Raw genomic sequence first — 16,311 nt, forward strand, 5'->3', positions numbered from 1 at the left:
CCACACCCGCCGACAGAATGCATCGGCGAGGACGGGAGTGCGAGCTCGGCCCGCGTTACCCCAGGCCGGTGGTCCGCGGTGCGGGCCGGCGCAGGTCACGCCCGTTGCCGCGGGCCGAACGACGAGATTCCATCAGGAAGAACAGTGCGGCTTTGCGGCGCGGGCATTGGTCGGTGGGACAGCTGCTGTGACTGTGCAGGATGTTGTGCGCCTGCTCGACGGTGAGGTGCCGGGGCACCACCGCGCAACTGTCGAAGACGGGTGCCATGCGGTGCTCCATCCTTGTCGTCCGTTCAGTGCGGCAGGGCACGCCCTCTCGGTCTCTTGACCAGTCGACGCCCTCCAACTGCCACAGTGAATGGGGTTTCCGATCAGGTTGCGGCGTAAACCAGCGGTGTTGCCGAGACGAGTAGACGAATGCCACATTTCGCAGGTCGGCATATCGGTGTGATCCCGGCCATGCCGGTATGCGCGGATTCGGAAACGACGCCGGTGCGGCGGCTACCGACCGCCTACTCTCGGGGACGGCAGCGCCCGCACGGATCCAACGGGCAATCACTTCGATGCAGGAGCACAGGTTGGAAGCGAAGAATCGCGAGATCGAACCCGGGGCGGTCTGGCAGCGCAGCGGCGACGGGGAGGGCGGTGTCGAGGTGGCCTTCCTGGCCAGCGGCAATATCGGGCTGCGTGATGCCAAGAATCCGGACGGGCCTGCGCTGATCTTCACTCCCGGCGAATGGCGGGCGTTCGTCGCCGGCGCGAAGGACGGCGAATTCAACCGGCCGGGCGCGCAACCGCACTGAACGCAGCGCACTGGATCTCCGGGGCCTCGCCCGGTCGCGCTGGGTGTCCCGCGCCGATCGGACGTCGGGCCCCGGCGATCAGGCCCCGATCGCCGCGCCGATTGTCGGCCAGGACGCGTGCAGATAGTCCTGCCAATACGACCAGGAATGCGTCCCCACCGGACTGTGATCGACCCGGGCCGGGATTCGCATGCCACGCAGCCGCTGCTCGAAGGCGGTGACGCAGACGTCCACGCCTGCCTCGATCGGCCCGCCCAGGACGATGTTCTCCGGCAGCTGCGGTTTGATCTCGGTCTCGTGCGGACCCGGGATACCGGTGCCGGTGGACAGGTAGAGGGTCTTGCCGCGCAGCCGATTCGCCAGCAGCGCCGGATCGTGGGCGCCCCATTCCGGACTTCCGGGCGCACCCCACATATCGAACGGATTGCCGCCGCGATTGGCGATCGAGAACATGATCGCGCCCTGCGCGATGCCCAGGTCCGGGCACGCGCTGTATCCCGCCACCGCCTCGTACAACTCCGGATGGCGAACGGCCAGGACGAACGCCGCGATGCCGCCCATCGACAGGCCACCGATCGCGTTCACGCCGTTGCCGGAAAACGTGGCGTCGATGATGGGCGGAAGTTCGCGCGTCAGGAAGGTTTCCCACTGGTAGCGGCCGAAGTGCGGATCGTCGCGCTGCCAGTCGGTGTAGTAACTCGCCTGCCCGCCGATCGGCAGCACCACGTTGACGTTCTTACCGTGGAAGAAGGGTTCGGCATCGGTGGCATTGGTCCAGGTGCTCTGCTGCACACCGGGATCGAGCCCGTCGAGCAGATAGTAGGAGGGCCGGGGACCCCCACCGGCCGGATGCAGCACCTGAACCTGGATAGTGCGTCCCATGGCTGGGGAGTCGATGAACAGCGCCGTCCGGGTCGGGCTCATATCGTTTTCCCCGACCACCCGCGCCGCCGATGCGCGTGGCTGTGGGCCCATCCAGGGACCGAAGACGCCCAGTCCGACTGCCAGCACAACCGCAGCAACGAATGAACGTCGCATGTCCCCACCTCCGTCAACCCACCACAACTGCTACTTAAAGTAACGCATACTATGGCGTCGCGCGGAGCTTTCGGCCTCCCGGCGTTTCCTCAGCAAATCACCCGGCCCGCAGCAAAACTCAGGTGAGCCACCACTTTCCATCCTGTCCGCTCGCGGGATTCGGTTGCGCCCGCCCGACCGCGCCCCGGATCGATGCGGCCAGATAGTCCAGGTCCGCACGCGGCGGGGTCGTCGCGCGATTGCGCAGCCCGAAGCCGTCGCCGGGCGTGCGCGGAATGACGTGCAGATGGACGTGGAAGACCTCCTGCCCGGCCGTAACACCGTCTGCCAGAAAGAGATTCACCCCGTCACAGCGCACCTCGGACTGCCGCAGCGCGGCCGCCAGACGCTGCGCGACCTGAAAGAGCTTGCCGCCGATCGCCGGATCGAGTTCGGCCAGGCTGCGCGCCGGAATCTTCGGAATCACCAGCAGATGACCGGGTGTCATGGGACGGATATCCATGAAGGCGAGAACGTCGTCGTCCTCGTAGACCTTGGACGAGGGCGCCCGCCCGGCGACGATATCGGCGAAGATCGTATAGGGGTCCATATCCGGCAACCCTAGTCGTCGATTTCGCCTGCGCCGCCGCACCATTCGCACGGCGCCGAGCACGCGCGAGACCACCGCGCGAACGGCGGCGCCGGGCGGTTGCGGTGCCGCGACCATCGGTCCGGCGGCGGTTACAGAATCGGCGAGGGGGTGTAGCGGGCGGCCTCGGGATTCGCGTCGATCAGCTTCTGCACCTGCGCCACCACATCGCCCACCTGTGCCTCGGCGGCTCCGATGAACGCCGTCCGATCGGCCAGGGCAGCCTCGAGTCCGGCCCGGTCCAGCGGCATCCGGTCGTCGGCCGCCAGGCGGTCCAGCAGATCCGGTTCGCGCCCCTGCTCCCGCATGGCCAGCGCCACCGCGACCGCGTGCTCCTTGATGACCTCGTGCGCACTCTCGCGCCCGACCCCGGCCCGCACGGCCGCCATCAGAATGCGGGTGGTGGCCAGGAAGGGCAGGTATCGGTTGAGCTCACGCTCGATCACGGCCGGGTAGGCGCCGAATTCGCCGAGGACGGTCAGGAAGGTTTCCATCATGCCGTCGATGGCGAAGAACGCGTCGGGCAGCGCGACCCGGCGCACCACGGAACAGAACACATCGCCCTCGTTCCACTGCGCGCCCGCCAGTTCGGCCGCCATCGAGCCGTAACCGCGCAGCACCACCTGCAGACCGTTGACGCGCTCGCAGGAGCGGGTGTTCATCTTGTGCGGCATCGCCGAACTGCCGACCTGCCCGGGCTGGAAACCCTCGGTGACCAGTTCGTGCCCCGCCATCAGCCGCACCGTGTGCGCGAACGACGAAGGGCCCGCGCCCAATTGGACCAGCGCGGAGATCACGTCGTGGTCCAGGGAGCGGGGGTAGACCTGGCCGACACTGGTCAGCACGGTCGCGAAGCCCAGATGCCCGGCGACCTTCTGCTCCAGCTGGGCGAGTTTGGCGGCGTCGCCATCGAACAGATCGAGCATGTCCTGCGCGGTGCCCATCGGGCCCTTGATCCCGCGAAGCGGATACCGGTCGATCAGCTCGCGCACCCGGTGCAGGGCGATCAGCACCTCGTCGGCCGCACCGGCGAAGCGCTTGCCCAGGGTGGTCGCCTGTGCCGCCACGTTGTGCGAGCGACCGGCCATCACCAGCGACTGGTACTCGGCGGCCCGCTCCGCCAGCCGCGCGGCGACCGCGACGCCGTGTTCGTAGACGTGTTCCAGCGAGAGCCGGATCTGCAACTGCTCCACGTTCTCGGTCAGATCCCGGCTGGTCATGCCCTTGTGGATCTGCTCGTGCCCGGCGAGGGCGTTGAACTCCTCGATGCGCGCCTTCACATCGTGGCGGGTGATCCGCTCGCGTTCGGCGATCGAGGCCAAGTCGACCTCGCCCAGCACCCGCTCGTAATCCTCGAGGACCTCGGGGGTGACCGCCTCGGTACCGGCGGCGCCGAGTTCGGTCTGGGCCCGCAGCACCTCGAGCCACAGCCGGCGCTCCAGCACGATCTTGTTCTCGGGCGACCACAACTGCACCAGCTGCGGGCTCGCGTACCGGGTGGCGAGGACGTTCGGGACAAGACTCACGAACAGTCAGTCTAATGTTCGATGCCTGCTCGGTTGCTGGGGCATGGCCGCGGGCAGGTGCTGCGCCGCGGCCGGTGGCACGGTCTGCGCCGCCATCAGCGGTTGCGGCACCGGCGGAGCGATCACATCGATCAATTCCAGCAGCGCGCCGCGGGCGGTCCGGCGCGGTTGCGGATCGGATTCGGCCAGCGCGGCGACCACCGCACCGTCGACCACCGCCACCAGCCGGCGCAACTGATCGGTGCGCACCATCCGATCGGATCGGCGCAGCACATCGGCCAATAAGTCCTCGAGCTGGGCGCGTAACCGCAGCTGCACCTCGCGTAGTTCCGGATGCCGGGCCGAGGCCACCGACCGCTCGTAGCGGGCGATCAGCCGCCCGCGGGCGAATTCGTCGGGGCCGTCGGTGCCGACCATCAGATCCACGATCAGGTCGACGGTCGCCTCGGCGCCGCGTTTGCGGTGGGTGACCTCGCCGATCCGGCGGCGCATCGACTCGAGTTCGGCATTGCCGCTGAACTCGACCGCGCGCGCGATCAGATCCTCGAGGGATTCGAAATAGTAGGTCGTGGATGCCAGGGGCAGATCCGCGCGCGTCGCCACCGAACGGTGGCGCACGGCATCGAAGCCGCCTTCGAGTAGCAACTCCGCGGCAGCCGCAACCAACGCTTGGCGACGCCTTTCGCCTTTCGGGGTCGTCGCGGTGATCACCGTGTCATCGTGCCAGTCATCATCGGTTCATCCGTGCCAAATCGGTGCGATCTGTGCAAATCTGTGCGTCTGTGCAATCCCGGCCGAATCGTTGCTGTGCAATCGACCATGGGACCGCGCAAATTTCCGGGATCCGATCCGAGCGGACAGCCGGGATCGGTTCGAAATAGCAAGGGTTGAAATCACAACCCGAATCATTTGTACCGCATCCACGCGCTCCGGTGGGCCGGTACGGAAAGTCTGTGCGTCAGCTCAGATATCGGCCGAGTCGCACCAGCGCCTCCTCGATATCCGCGGTGGCGCCGGCGAAGGAGAATCGGACCGTGCGGTGTCCGTTACGGGTGTCGAAATCGATACCGGGCGCGAGGGCGACACCCGTGTGCGCCAACAGATCCGCGCACCAGCGCGTCGAATCCTGGCTCAGATGACCGATATCGGCGTACGCGTAGAAGGCGCCGTCGGCAGGCGCCAGATCGCTGATGCCGAGGGCGGGCAGCCCCTCGAGCAGTAACGACCGGTTGCGGGCATAGCGGCGGACGTGCCCGTCCAGTTCGGATTTGGCTTCCGGGCCGAACGCGTGCGCCGCCGCGAATTGCGAAATGGCCGGCGGGCAGACGGTCATATTGGACGCCAGCCGCTGCAGCGCCGGGCGCAGCCGCGCGGGTGCCAGCATCCAGCCCAGCCGCCAGCCCGTCATCGAGAAATACTTCGACACCGAACCGATCACCACCGACTCGCGCGAGGTCTCCCACGCCGAGCTCACCGGTTCGGTGTCGCCGTCGACGCCCGAATAGGCGATGCCGTGATAGATCTCGTCGGAGATCAGCAGCGTGCCGTGCTCGTCGCACCAGCGGGCCAGGGCCGCCAGCTCGTCCGGGGCGATCATGGTGCCGGTCGGGTTCGCCGGGCTGGCCACGATCAGGCCGGCGGGCGGTTCGGGCAGCTCCTCCAGCATCGCCACCGTCGGCTGGAACCGGGTGTGGGGGCCGCAGTCGAGTTCGATCACCCGGCAGCCCAGGGCCGTGAGGGTGTTGCGGTAGGCCGGGTAACCCGGGCGAGCGACCACGACGGTGTCGCCGATGTCGAATGCGGCCAGGAAGATCAGCGTGAACGCGCCCGAGGAGCCGGTCGTGATCACCACGTCGTCGGACTCGACCTCGACGCCGTAGGTGTCACGATGATGGGCCGCGATGGCCGAGCGCAATTCGGGGATGCCGAAAGTCTCGGTGTAGCCGAGTAATTCGGCGTCGAGGGCCGCCTGGGTGGCGCGGCGCACCGGCACCGGGGCGGGCGTGGAGGGCTGGCCCGCCGCCAGGACCAGCACGTCGCCGTGGGTGCGGGCGCGTTCGGCCGCGGCCTTCCAGACGTCCATGACGTAGAAGGTCGGAACGGTGGACCGCCGGGATTCACTGCGCACCAGACGACGGTAGAACACCGCCTCGGCAGGCCGGCGCGCAGTCCGTTCCCGGGCACCGGGCGCCTGAGACGTTGCTGTGCGCCGCCGCGCCTGCCTGCGTGTCCGGGCGGGCCCCTGTTATCGTCGGCAGAATGCCTGACCAGGCACGCCGCGCGAAGTCGTACCAGGGGGGCTGGACCGTGATCCGCCCCGACTGGCGAACGACGCTGCGCCGCGACCGTCCCTCGATCGCGCGTCGCCTGCGTTCCTCGGCCCGCCGATCGCGTGAATTCGGGCAGGTCGCGGCGGTCGAATGGCGCACGCGGGTGGAACGCTGGTGGCAGATGATGCGGGATCGACACTGGCGCGAGGAATTCGAGAGCCTGTGGCCCCGGCTGCGCGGCTGGGTCGGCGAGCATCGGGTGCTGGTGATCGGCATGGTCGTGGTCGGACTGTTCGCCGCCGCCGACACCGTGGCGCCGCAACCGGTCGACTCGACGCCGAAACCCGGTGCGGCACAGCGGATCGCGGTGGCCTATCCGCTACAGGTGCAGGCCGAACCCGAAACCAGCAAGCGCTATCTGACCGCCATCGACAACGGCGAGCGCATGCGCGAGGCGCAGGTGGTCGCCGCGGCGTCGCGGGCCACCCTGGAACGCGCGAAGGCCGAAGCCGCCGCGGCGGTCGCCGGGACGCCGCAACCCTGGCTGTCCGGGCCGGCCACCACGATTCCCGGCGGCATCCTCCCGGGCGGAATCGCCCCGGGCATCGGCGGTTTCGCCCTGCCCGCGCGCGGCGTGTTCACCTCCGGGTACGGGGGCCGGTGGGGCACCTTCCACTACGGGATCGATATCGCGGCGCCCATCGGTTCGCCGATCTACGCCGTCGCCGACGGCACCGTCATCGACGCCGGGCCGGCGCAGGGCTTCGGACTGTGGGTGCGCATCCGCCACGACGACGGCACCATCTCGGTGTACGGCCACATGTACGACTTCTCGGTGTCGGTCGGCGAGCGGGTGCGCGCCGGTCAGCAGATCGCCCGCATCGGCAACCGCGGCGATTCCACCGGCCCGCACCTGCACTTCGAGATCCTCATCGGCGGACAGCACGTGGACCCGCAGCCGTGGCTCGCCATGCACGGCATTCAGGTCGGCTGAACCCGGCGGGCTCGCTTCGGCCTCCGTGCGCTTCGAAACCGATGGGGCCGAAGCCGATTCGGCTACACGCGGGTGGGGAGCGAGATGCGGTCCTCGACGGCGGCGAGACCGATATCGGTGCGGAAGTGGCTGCCGGGCAGTTTGATTCCCGCGATGCGTGCGTAGGCGTTCGTGCGAGCCTCGGTCAGATCCCCGCCTGTGGCAACGACATTCAGCACACGCCCGCCGGCCGACAGCAGTGCGCCGTCCGCGCGCAGCGCCGTACCGGCGTGCAGCACTTCGGCATTCGCGCTTCCCTCCGAGGCCGGGGCGCTCTCCGTACCGGAGATGACGTCACCGGTGCGGGGGCGGCCCGGATAGTTCTCCGCGGCCAGCACCACCGTGATCGCCGCGCCGTCCTTCCAGACCGGCGCCTGCGCCTGCGCCAGCGTGCCGGTCGCGGTGGCGTGCAGCAGGGCGCCGAGCGGACTGTCGAGCAGCGCGAGCACGGCCTGGGTCTCGGGATCGCCGAAGCGGCAGTTGAATTCGACGACCGCTGGTCCGGCCTGGCCGATCGCCAGACCCGCGTAGAGCAGGCCGGAGAACGGGACGCCACGCCGAACCATTTCGGCGGCAACGGGTTTCACCACATCGTCGACGATTTCGGTGACGGTCTCCGGCGGCAGCCACGGCAGCGGGGTGTAGGCGCCCATACCGCCGGTGTTGGGGCCGGTGTCGCCGTCGCCGACGCGCTTGTGGTCCTGCGCGGGCAGCAGCGGCACCACGGTCTCGCCGTCGACCAGGCAGAACAGGGAGACCTCGGGACCGTCGAGGAACGATTCCAGCAGCACCGGATGGCCCTGCTCGAGCAGTTCGGCACCGTGGTCGCGGGCCGCGGACCGATCGGCGGTGACCACCACGCCCTTACCCGCGGCCAGCCCGTCGTCCTTGACGACCCAGGTCGGCCCGAAGCGATCCAATGCGGCGTCGAGCTCGCCCGGATGATCGACGACCTCGCTGTGCGCGGTGCGCACCCCGGCCGCGGCCATCACGTCCTTGGCGAACGCCTTCGATCCCTCGATCCGCGCGGCGGCGGCCGACGGTCCGAAGCAGGCGATCCCCGCCGCCCGGACCGCGTCGGCGATACCGAGCACGAGCGGCACCTCGGGACCGATCACCACCAGATCGGCGGCGAAATCCCGGGCCAGGCCCACGACGGCCTCCGCGCTGGCCGGATCGACCGCGCGCACCTCGGCGACCTGGCCGATCCCCGGATTGCCGGGCGCGGCCGCGATCGCGGTGACCCCGGGATCCCGACGCAGGGCTTCCACCAGGGCGTGTTCACGGGCTCCGGATCCGATGACGAGTACGCGCACGCGTGACAGCTTAGGGGACGCAGGTGAACAGCAGATGCGGGTACCGGGAGGACAGCCCGCCGCCCCGGCCACCGCCTCCCGGCCGGGCGGGGCAGTATGAAACCCATGCCATCTGTATTCAGCGCGATCATTGCCGGACAGCTGCCGGGGCGGTTCGTGTGGGAGGACGAGGAATTCGTCGCCTTCCTGACCATCGCTCCGGTCACCCAGGGTCATACGCTCGTGGTTCCTCGCAAGGAGATCGACCAGTGGCAGGATCTGGATCCCGCCACGTTCGCGCGGATCAACGAGGTCGCTCAGAAGATCGGCCAGGCGGTGCGCAAGGCGTGGGACGCGCCGCGCGCGGGCCTGCTGATCGCCGGGCTGGAGGTGCCGCACCTGCACGTGCACGTCTTCCCGGCGTTCGAGCTGGGCGATTTCAACATCTCGGGCGCGGACACCGATCCGAGCCCGGAATCGCTGGACGAGGCGCAGGACAAGATCAAGCGGGCGCTGCGCGATCTCGGCTACGGCGCGAACGTCCCGGCCTGACGCACCGAGCCTGAATCACTCCTGCGACCGGGGCAGGCGCACCGCGAAGGTGGTGCCCTGTCCCACCGCGCTGTGCACCGAGACCGTGCCGCCGTGCGCGGCGACCAGCGCCTGCACGATCGACAGACCCAGTCCGGTGCCACCGCTGTCGCGGCTGCGTGAGGTGTCGGTGCGGTAGAAGCGTTCGAAGATGCGCTCGGCGTCCTCGGTGGGCAGGCCCGGCCCGGTGTCGGCGACCTCGATGACCACCTCGTCCGGAGCGGGTGTCAGCGCGACGGTGACCGCCGCGTCGGGCGGGGTGTGGATCAGCGCGTTGTTGACCAGATTGCCCAGCACCTGACGCAACCGCGCTTCGTCGCCACGCACCTCCAATGTCCCCGTCCCCGGGCGTATTTCGAGGTCGATGGGCCGACGGGGCTCCTCGGGTCGCTGGGCCGCGTCGACGGCGCGGGCACTGTGCACCGCATCGCTGGCCAGTGCCAGCAGATCCACCGGCCGGCGTTCCACCGGGCGCTGCGCGTCGAGGCGAGCCAGCATCAGCAGGTCCTCCACCAGCAGGCTCATCCGCTTGGACTCGCGTTCGATCCGGTCCATGAACAGGGCCGGATCCGCCAGCGCCCCTTGCCGATACAACTCCGCGAAACCCTTGATCGTGGTCAGCGGGGTTCGCAGCTCATGGCTGGCATCGGCGACGAACCGCCGCATCCGGGCCTCCGAACGCCGCGCGGATTCCTCGGATGCCTCGGTGGCGGCGAAGGCGCTCTGAATCTGGGACAGCATGCCGTTGAGCGATTGCGAGAGCCGATCGACCTCGGTGTTGGTGCCCTGCACCGGAACTCGCCGATGCAGATCCCCGCTCGCGATGGCCGCGGCGGTCTTCTCCACCTCACCGAGCGGGCGCAGGCTCCGGCGAATCACGAACTGCGCCACCACCGCGAGTACGGCGAGCACGATGAGGCCCACCGCGACCTGCAACCCGATCAGACGATCGATGATGTTCTCGGTTTCGGTGAGGCGCAGCGCGACCACACTGGATCCCTGCGGAGTCACCACCTCGAGCGCGCGCCAGTGTTCGTCGGGGTCGCCGACCGATCCCACGGTCTGGGGATGTCTCGACAGATTCGACGGAGTGTCCGGAACAGTGGGTCCGGAACTCAGCAGCAGACGCTGATTTCCGGTGGGTCCGGTCACCTGCACGTAGAACAGCGCGGGCGGGCGTTCCCGCCCCGGAGGTTGCGGAAGGTGCTGGGGCGGTGGCGCATCGGGGCTGGCCCAGCTGTGGGCGGCGTCGAACAATTGCCGATCGACCTTGTCGATCAGCACATTTCGCATCGCGGAGGTCACCGCGACACCCGAGACCAGCAGTCCGAGACCCGCCAGGCACACCAGCGCGAGCACCAGGGTGACCCGCAGCGGCACCGCGGCCAGGCGACGCGAGATCCGGCGCCGCAGTCCGCGCCGCGGCGGGGCGACGCCCTCGGCGCGTGCGCCGGTTTCGGCGATGCCACCGGGTTCGGGTTCGGTGCCCGGCTCGGCCGGACCGGCCGTCGCGAGCACCGCCTCGGTGCCGGCCGCGTCGTGGTCGGCGCGCTCGCGCACCGAGCGCGGATCGCTCATTTCGCCGACGACCGGCTGCGGCTGGGCGCGCGCATCACGTAGCCGACACCGCGCAGGGTGTGGATCAGCCGGTCGGGACCGGTATCGACCTTCTTGCGCAGGTAGGAGACATAGGTTTCCACCACGCCCACCTCGCCGCCGAAGTCGTAGCGCCAGACGTGATCGAGGATGCGCGGCTTGCTCAGCACCGTTCCGGCATTGACCATGAAGTATCGGAGCAGGGTGAACTCCGTCGGCGAGAGCGCGACCGGTTCCCCGGCCTTCCACACCTCGTGCGTGTCGTCGTCGAGTTCGATGTCCTCGAAGCGGATACGCGAGGATTTCGTCTCCTCCACCACGTGACCGGAGCGGCGCAGAATCACCCGCAGCCGCGCCACCACCTCCTCGAGCGAGAAGGGTTTGGTGACGTAGTCGTCGGCGCCGAGAGTGAGGCCGGTGATCTTGTCCTCGACCTCGTCGCGCGCGGTGAGGAACAGGACCGGGGCATCGATGCCGTCGGCGCGCAGCCGGCGCAGCAGGCCGAAGCCGTCCATACCGGGCATCATGACGTCGACGATGAGGGCGTCGGGCCGGAACTGCTTGGCCCGGTCCAGCCCTTCGGCGCCGTTGGCGGCCGTGGCCACCTCGAACCCCTGATAGCGCAGGCTCACCGACAGCAGTTCGACGATCATCGGTTCGTCGTCGACCACCAGCACCCGAGCCTCGGGGGTCCGATCGCCAGCCACTCCACTCATGCTGGATATCGTCTCTCCTACAGCCCGGAATGCGCTGAACGTTGTCTGGGAGTTTCCTGCGAGCCGGCTGCGCGACTGGTCGGAGAACAGGCGACCCGCCGACCCGGGCGGCGCCTCCCGGATCGGCGGGTCGTCGATGGTGCTGCGCCCTTATGCGGCGGCCTTCAGATCGGCGCCGAGCGTCTTCGCGTCACCCTTGATCGTCTTCAGGGTGTCGGCGGCGGAGCTGCCGTCCAGGCTGTCCTTGGTCTTGGCCTGCTGCAGTTCCTGACGGAACTTGTTGAACTCCTCCTTCACCTTGGCGGGCACGGCGGCCTCGTTGTGGGTGAGGGTGTCGATGTCCTTGTCGAGCGACTTCTCGAGGTCCTCCGGCTTGTCGGTGCCCTGAATCTTGGTGAGGACCTTCTGGATCGCGTCCACGGAGGGCGCGGCCGGCTGGTCGTCACCGTCGTCGTCCTTGTGCTTGTCGGCGCCGAACGCCGAGCCCGTGGACAGCTTGGGAGCCGACGACGCGCTGCTGGTCGTCGGCGCGGCGGAGGGGGTATCAGCCGAGGCGACGGAGGCGGTAGCGCCGGCGATCGAGACCGAGAGGGCGGCGAAGGCGGTCGTTGCCAGGATCCGGCGGGTGGCTGTTGTCATATCGACAGTCATCTCCTTACTTCGGTGGGTTTCATCAGGTGCGTTGCTACGAATCTGCTCGGGCAGGAAGTCCTGCCCGGACAGCAGCCGCGGCAACGAGGCCCGACGCTAGGGGGACGGTTCGGAGCGGCGCAATGGCCCGAAATGGAAACCACCAGGTCGGCATGCGAGGTTTAGCGACGGTTTTGCTGACGACTTTTCGCCCGTTCATCGCGGGGTGGCAGGCGCTTAACCTTCATCACGGCGGCGCGGATCGGAGCACACCGCGCCCGAAAAGAGCAGAATGGACATCGGAAAGGTCGTCATGGCAGCGATACGGGGCCTGCTCGACGTGGTGTTGGGCATCCTGACGGCCGTGCTGGGCACGGTGGTCGGTCTATTGGCGCTCGTCGTCTGGATCCTCGGCGCGGTGTTGTGTGTGACGATCCTGTTGATTCCGCTGGGAATCCCCGTCATCAAACTCGGCAGCCGCCTGTTCGGGCTGGCCCGGCAGCTGATGCATCTCCCCTGACGCAAAAAAGGGCTCCGACCTGCTTTCGCAGGCCGGAGCCCGAGTGGAGCCCCCTGTCAGGATTGAACTGACGACCTTCGCTTTACAAGAGCGGTGCTCTACCACTGAGCTAAGGAGGCGGGTGAAGCGGTGCCATCATAACCGGGGCGCGGGCCGTCCGGAAAAATCGTTCACCACTGTAGGAGGGAGCGCCGGATCGCAGCGGCTGCGTGTGCCCCTCAGGGCAGCACGCAGCCGCCGATCACCGTCGCTCCGCGCAGTTTCGTCCGGCGCGGAATCAGGACTGGGCGCCCTGGCGAGCCGCGTCGTCGGCCGCCATCGCGTCACGCAGGCTCTTGGGCCGCATATCCGTCCAGTTCTTCTCCACGTATTCGACGCAGGCAGCGCGGCTGTCCTCGCCGAACACCACTCGCCACCCGGCCGGGACCTCGGCGAAAGCAGGCCACAGGGAATGCTGCTCCTCGTCGTTGACCAGAACGAAGAAGCGGCCGTCCTCGTCGTCGAAGGGGTTGGTGCTCATTTCACCTCACTGGATGCTGGCGCTGTGTACGGGAACGCGCTGGATACGGAACTCGCGGGGCGCGGGCACGAGCCGAAACCGACCTGAGCCGACCGACCAGAGCCGTAGCCCCCGAGCGATGTGTCGACACTAGCAAGACCGACGTTACGCGTTGGTGGTTACCTCGAGCCCGCGAAGAAATCGAGCAGGATCTTATTGACCGCCTCGGGACGTTCCAGATACCCGTAATGCCCGGCGTCGGGGATCTCCTGGTATCGGGCGTCGGGAATGGCTTCGGCCAGCTCACGGGTCAGATACGCGGGAATCATCCGGTCGTCGGCGAATCCGATCGACAGGCACGGCACCTTGATCGCGCGATAGGCCTGCAACCGATCGAAATCGTGGTCCATCCGGCGCTGCGCCCGGATTCCCGGGGATGCCGGTCCGCCGGTGAATTCGAACAGATCCAGCCAATCGCGCGCGGAATTCGGATCGGCCATCGTGGCGGGCGAAAGATTCATCACCGCGGTCAGGGCGGCCTCGTATTTGGCGGGCAGTCGCACGCCGGAGGCGTCGAGTTCGTGTTCGCCGAGCGAGAGCGTCTTCTGGAATTGGTCGAGCCGCGCGTGTCCGGCCATGAATACGGCTTTGCGCACGAGGTCGGGCCGCGCCAGGGCCAATTCCTGCGCGACCCGCGCACCCATCGAGGTGCCGGCGACCAAGACCGGGCCCTCGTCGAGAAATTCGATCAGCGCCGCGGTGTCGGCGACCAATTCGTCGATGGTCATCCCGTCGGGCGCCTCGTAGGACGGAGCGATGCCGCGATTGTCGAACGTGCACACTCGGTAGCCGGCCGCGACCAGCGCCGGAACCTGGTGCAGCTCCCACACCCGGCCGGGGCTCCCGGTGCCCATGATCAGCACGACCAGCGGGGCAGCCCCCTTGGTGTCGGTGCCTTTGGCCTTGTCTCCCTTCACCTGGTAGTTCAGCGAGATTCCATTCACCGTGGCCAACGGCATAGTGCTGCGACCCTTTCCACTCGATTCGTGCGGTGCTCGATACACGCAGTGGGCGAAATTCGCCTCCCTACCAACGTTATAGGTTCCCGAGGCTCCAGCGTTTCGCCGGTGTGGCGGGTGTCGCCCCGCGCTGTTGCGGTTCGGCAGCGGTCGGTACCGAGTCGACGGGCCCCTGTGCGGCGACCGATACCATTGACAGCGCACGGCGCCGACACCACGACGGTCGAACCCCACCGCCGTGCCACGACCCCGAGCCGAGAGGACACGATGATGGCCGCGAAGAGCGCCAACGACATCGCGGACGACGACCTGGAACCGCTCGCCGACGAGACCGCACGGCAGGCACAGCGCGTCGTGGCCGCCTACGCCAACGATGCCGACGAATGCCGGATGCTGCTGTCGATGCTCGGAATCGGTCCCAGCGCGCGCAGCGAATAGGACGAGCCCCGCGCAGCGCAATGCGCAGCGCTCATCACAACTGAAATCCCACGCCTAGTTCCGCCATTTCGGCGACCGGAGGATCCAGCAGTGGACCAGATGCGCGACATACGCAGCGATCGATCTCGAGACGCTTCGCCGGAAACCGAATCCGCACCAGCGGACCGTCCCGGCGGCGCCGGGTCCGGTTTCGTCGTGGTCGCCAACCGGCTCCCGGTCGACCTGGAACGTCTCCCGAACGGGACCAAGCGGTGGAAGCGCAGTCCGGGCGGCCTGGTCACGGCCCTGGAGCCGGTGCTGCGCAACAACAACGGCGCCTGGGTGGGCTGGGCCGGCGTTCCCGATGTGGATGTCGATCCGATCATCGAGGACGGCCTGGAGTTGTATCCGGTGCCGTTGACCGCCGAGGAGGTCGCCGCCTACTACGAGGGATTCTCCAACGGCACGCTGTGGCCGCTCTATCACGACGTGATCGTGCGGCCGGAGTACCACCGCGACTGGTGGACCGCCTACGTGGACGTGAACCGGCGCTTCGCCGAGTACACCGCGAAGGTGGCCGCCGAGGGCGCGACGGTGTGGGTACAGGACTACCAGCTGCAGCTGGTGCCGAAGATGCTGCGCATGCTGCGGCCCGATCTGACCATCGGATTCTTCCTGCACATCCCGTTCCCCCCGGTCGAGCTGTTCATGCAGCTGCCGTGGCGCACCGAGATCGTGGAGGGTCTGCTCGGCGCCGACCTGATCGGCTTCCACCTGCCCGGTGGCGCGCAGAACTTCCTGTACCTGGCGAGAAGGCTTGCCGGACAACCCACCTCGCGCGGCACGGTCGGTGTGCGGTCGAAACTCGGTGTGGTGCAGGTCGGTTTCCGCACGGTGCGGGTCGGCGCCTTCCCGATCTCGATCGCCTCCGCCGAACTCGACGAGCTGTCGCGAAGACGCTCGGTGCGGGAGCGCGCTGCTCAGATCCGCAGGGAGCTGGGCAACCCCAAGCACATCCTGCTCGGTGTGGACCGCCTGGACTACACCAAGGGCATCGATATCCGCCTGGCGGCGCTGCAGGAACTCCTGCATGAGGGCCGGCTGGACCCGGCCGAGACGGTGATGGTGCAGCTGGCCACGCCGAGTCGCGAACGGGTGGAGAGCTACATCCAGATGCGCGGCGACATCGAACGTCAGGTGGGCCGCATCAACGGCGAATTCTCCCGCGTCGGTTACCCTTTCGTGCACTATCTGCACCGGCCGATCCCCCGCGACGAACTGGTCGCCTTCTTCGTGGCCGCCGACGTCATGCTGGTGACCCCGCTGCGCGACGGGATGAATCTGGTCGCCAAGGAGTACGTGGCCTCGCACAGCGGCCTCAACGGCGCCCTCGTGCTCAGCGAATTCACCGGCGCCGCAGCGGAATTGCGTCAGGCCTACCTGTGTAATCCGCACGATCTGGACAGCGTCGAGAACGCGATCATGTCCGCGATCGAGGACGACCCCGAAACCAAGCGGCGCCGCATGCGTTCGCTGCGCCGCCAGGTACTCGCCCACGATGTGGACCGCTGGGCGCGCTCGTTCCTCGACGCACTGGCCCAGGATCGGGTGGCCGGCAGCGCCCTGCTCACCGATGCGGATGTGGATCCGGGCGGCGCCGAGCGCTAGGTCGTGTCCTCAAAGGTAGTTCTGCTGATCTGCAATGTTGCTGCAGCGGTTCTGATTTGATC

The 16,311-nt window shown here is 68.1% G+C and carries 18 protein-coding genes and 1 tRNA gene; 6 read left to right on the plus strand and 13 right to left on the minus strand.

The window, feature by feature from the left end; all coding sequences use genetic code 11:
* Positions 1–55 precede the first annotated feature (55 nt).
* Positions 56–268 (minus strand): hypothetical protein, encoded by a 213-nt coding sequence (locus ACPCUW_RS30560; RefSeq protein WP_063065915.1) that lies wholly within the window; start codon positions 266–268, stop codon positions 56–58.
* A gap of 310 nt (positions 269–578) precedes the next feature.
* Here ACPCUW_RS30560 and ACPCUW_RS30565 point away from each other — a divergent pair, with 310 nt between their 5' ends.
* Positions 579–803, plus strand: coding sequence for a DUF397 domain-containing protein (locus ACPCUW_RS30565; RefSeq protein WP_223273481.1), 225 nt, complete (start codon positions 579–581; stop codon positions 801–803).
* Between the two features lie 78 nt (positions 804–881).
* Here the strand turns inward: ACPCUW_RS30565 and ACPCUW_RS30570 are convergent, their stop codons facing one another.
* From ACPCUW_RS30570 to ACPCUW_RS30590, 5 genes are all read right to left on the minus strand, one after another.
* On the minus strand, positions 882–1,841 hold the full coding sequence (locus ACPCUW_RS30570) for an alpha/beta hydrolase (RefSeq protein ID WP_104391187.1): 960 nt from the start codon (positions 1,839–1,841) through the stop codon (positions 882–884).
* A gap of 118 nt (positions 1,842–1,959) precedes the next feature.
* Positions 1,960–2,430, minus strand: coding sequence for an HIT family protein (locus ACPCUW_RS30575; protein ID WP_195022947.1), 471 nt, complete (start codon positions 2,428–2,430; stop codon positions 1,960–1,962).
* Positions 2,431–2,561: 131 nt separating this feature from the next.
* Positions 2,562–3,995, minus strand: a complete 1,434-nt coding sequence (gene purB / locus ACPCUW_RS30580) for an adenylosuccinate lyase (RefSeq protein WP_063009939.1) — start codon at positions 3,993–3,995, stop codon at positions 2,562–2,564.
* A 6-nt stretch (positions 3,996–4,001) separates the two neighbouring features.
* Positions 4,002–4,706: a TetR/AcrR family transcriptional regulator gene (locus ACPCUW_RS30585; RefSeq protein ID WP_423428668.1), complete on the minus strand. Its 705-nt coding sequence runs from the start codon at positions 4,704–4,706 to the stop codon at positions 4,002–4,004.
* A gap of 247 nt (positions 4,707–4,953) precedes the next feature.
* A complete protein-coding gene (locus tag ACPCUW_RS30590) occupies positions 4,954–6,123 on the minus strand; it encodes a pyridoxal phosphate-dependent aminotransferase (RefSeq protein WP_423428669.1) in 1,170 nt (389 codons plus the stop codon).
* 131 nt (positions 6,124–6,254) lie between these two features.
* On the opposite strand from ACPCUW_RS30590, the gene ACPCUW_RS30595 reads away from it, so the two are divergent.
* The gene (locus ACPCUW_RS30595; protein WP_423428670.1) at positions 6,255–7,259 is read left to right on the plus strand and encodes a M23 family metallopeptidase; all 1,005 of its coding nucleotides are present in this window, start codon (positions 6,255–6,257) and stop codon (positions 7,257–7,259) included.
* Positions 7,260–7,321: 62 nt separating this feature from the next.
* Here ACPCUW_RS30595 and purD read toward each other — a convergent pair whose 3' ends face one another.
* Entirely contained in the window at positions 7,322–8,614 is a 1,293-nt protein-coding gene (purD, locus tag ACPCUW_RS30600; protein WP_423428672.1) for a phosphoribosylamine--glycine ligase, read from the minus strand.
* Between the two features lie 105 nt (positions 8,615–8,719).
* On the opposite strand from purD, the gene ACPCUW_RS30605 reads away from it, so the two are divergent.
* Positions 8,720–9,145, plus strand: coding sequence for an HIT family protein (locus ACPCUW_RS30605; RefSeq protein ID WP_423428674.1), 426 nt, complete (start codon positions 8,720–8,722; stop codon positions 9,143–9,145).
* Positions 9,146–9,160: 15 nt separating this feature from the next.
* Here the strand turns inward: ACPCUW_RS30605 and ACPCUW_RS30610 are convergent, their stop codons facing one another.
* From ACPCUW_RS30610 to ACPCUW_RS30620, 3 genes are all read right to left on the minus strand, one after another.
* Positions 9,161–10,564 carry a sensor histidine kinase gene (locus tag ACPCUW_RS30610; protein ID WP_063009971.1) on the minus strand — a complete coding sequence of 468 codons (1,404 nt, stop codon included), beginning with the start codon at positions 10,562–10,564 and terminating at the stop codon, positions 9,161–9,163.
* 194 nt (positions 10,565–10,758) lie between these two features.
* Positions 10,759–11,496 carry a response regulator transcription factor gene (locus ACPCUW_RS30615; RefSeq protein ID WP_030517397.1) on the minus strand — a complete coding sequence of 246 codons (738 nt, stop codon included), beginning with the start codon at positions 11,494–11,496 and terminating at the stop codon, positions 10,759–10,761.
* Positions 11,497–11,646: 150 nt separating this feature from the next.
* Positions 11,647–12,135 (minus strand): hypothetical protein, encoded by a 489-nt coding sequence (locus ACPCUW_RS30620; RefSeq protein WP_423428676.1) that lies wholly within the window; start codon positions 12,133–12,135, stop codon positions 11,647–11,649.
* A 304-nt stretch (positions 12,136–12,439) separates the two neighbouring features.
* Here ACPCUW_RS30620 and ACPCUW_RS30625 point away from each other — a divergent pair, with 304 nt between their 5' ends.
* Positions 12,440–12,646: a hypothetical protein gene (locus ACPCUW_RS30625; protein ID WP_030517395.1), complete on the plus strand. Its 207-nt coding sequence runs from the start codon at positions 12,440–12,442 to the stop codon at positions 12,644–12,646.
* Positions 12,647–12,690: 44 nt separating this feature from the next.
* On the opposite strand, the gene ACPCUW_RS30630 is transcribed toward ACPCUW_RS30625, so the two are convergent.
* From ACPCUW_RS30630 to ACPCUW_RS30640, 3 genes are all read right to left on the minus strand, one after another.
* Positions 12,691–12,765, minus strand: a tRNA-Thr gene (locus ACPCUW_RS30630).
* A 158-nt stretch (positions 12,766–12,923) separates the two neighbouring features.
* A complete protein-coding gene (locus ACPCUW_RS30635) occupies positions 12,924–13,166 on the minus strand; it encodes an MbtH family protein (RefSeq protein ID WP_011207082.1) in 243 nt (80 codons plus the stop codon).
* Between the two features lie 158 nt (positions 13,167–13,324).
* Positions 13,325–14,164 (minus strand): alpha/beta fold hydrolase, encoded by an 840-nt coding sequence (locus ACPCUW_RS30640; RefSeq protein WP_030517394.1) that lies wholly within the window; start codon positions 14,162–14,164, stop codon positions 13,325–13,327.
* Positions 14,165–14,434: 270 nt separating this feature from the next.
* Here ACPCUW_RS30640 and ACPCUW_RS30645 point away from each other — a divergent pair, with 270 nt between their 5' ends.
* Both ACPCUW_RS30645 and ACPCUW_RS30650 read left to right on the plus strand, forming a co-directional pair.
* Positions 14,435–14,602: a hypothetical protein gene (locus tag ACPCUW_RS30645; protein WP_169812365.1), complete on the plus strand. Its 168-nt coding sequence runs from the start codon at positions 14,435–14,437 to the stop codon at positions 14,600–14,602.
* Positions 14,603–14,701: 99 nt separating this feature from the next.
* The gene (locus tag ACPCUW_RS30650) at positions 14,702–16,249 is read left to right on the plus strand and encodes an alpha,alpha-trehalose-phosphate synthase (UDP-forming) (RefSeq protein WP_030517393.1); all 1,548 of its coding nucleotides are present in this window, start codon (positions 14,702–14,704) and stop codon (positions 16,247–16,249) included.
* Positions 16,250–16,311: the final 62 nt, after the last annotated feature.

Source organism: Nocardia sp. AB354, assembly GCF_049538315.1.
Lineage (GTDB): Bacteria > Actinomycetota > Actinomycetes > Mycobacteriales > Mycobacteriaceae > Nocardia > Nocardia nova.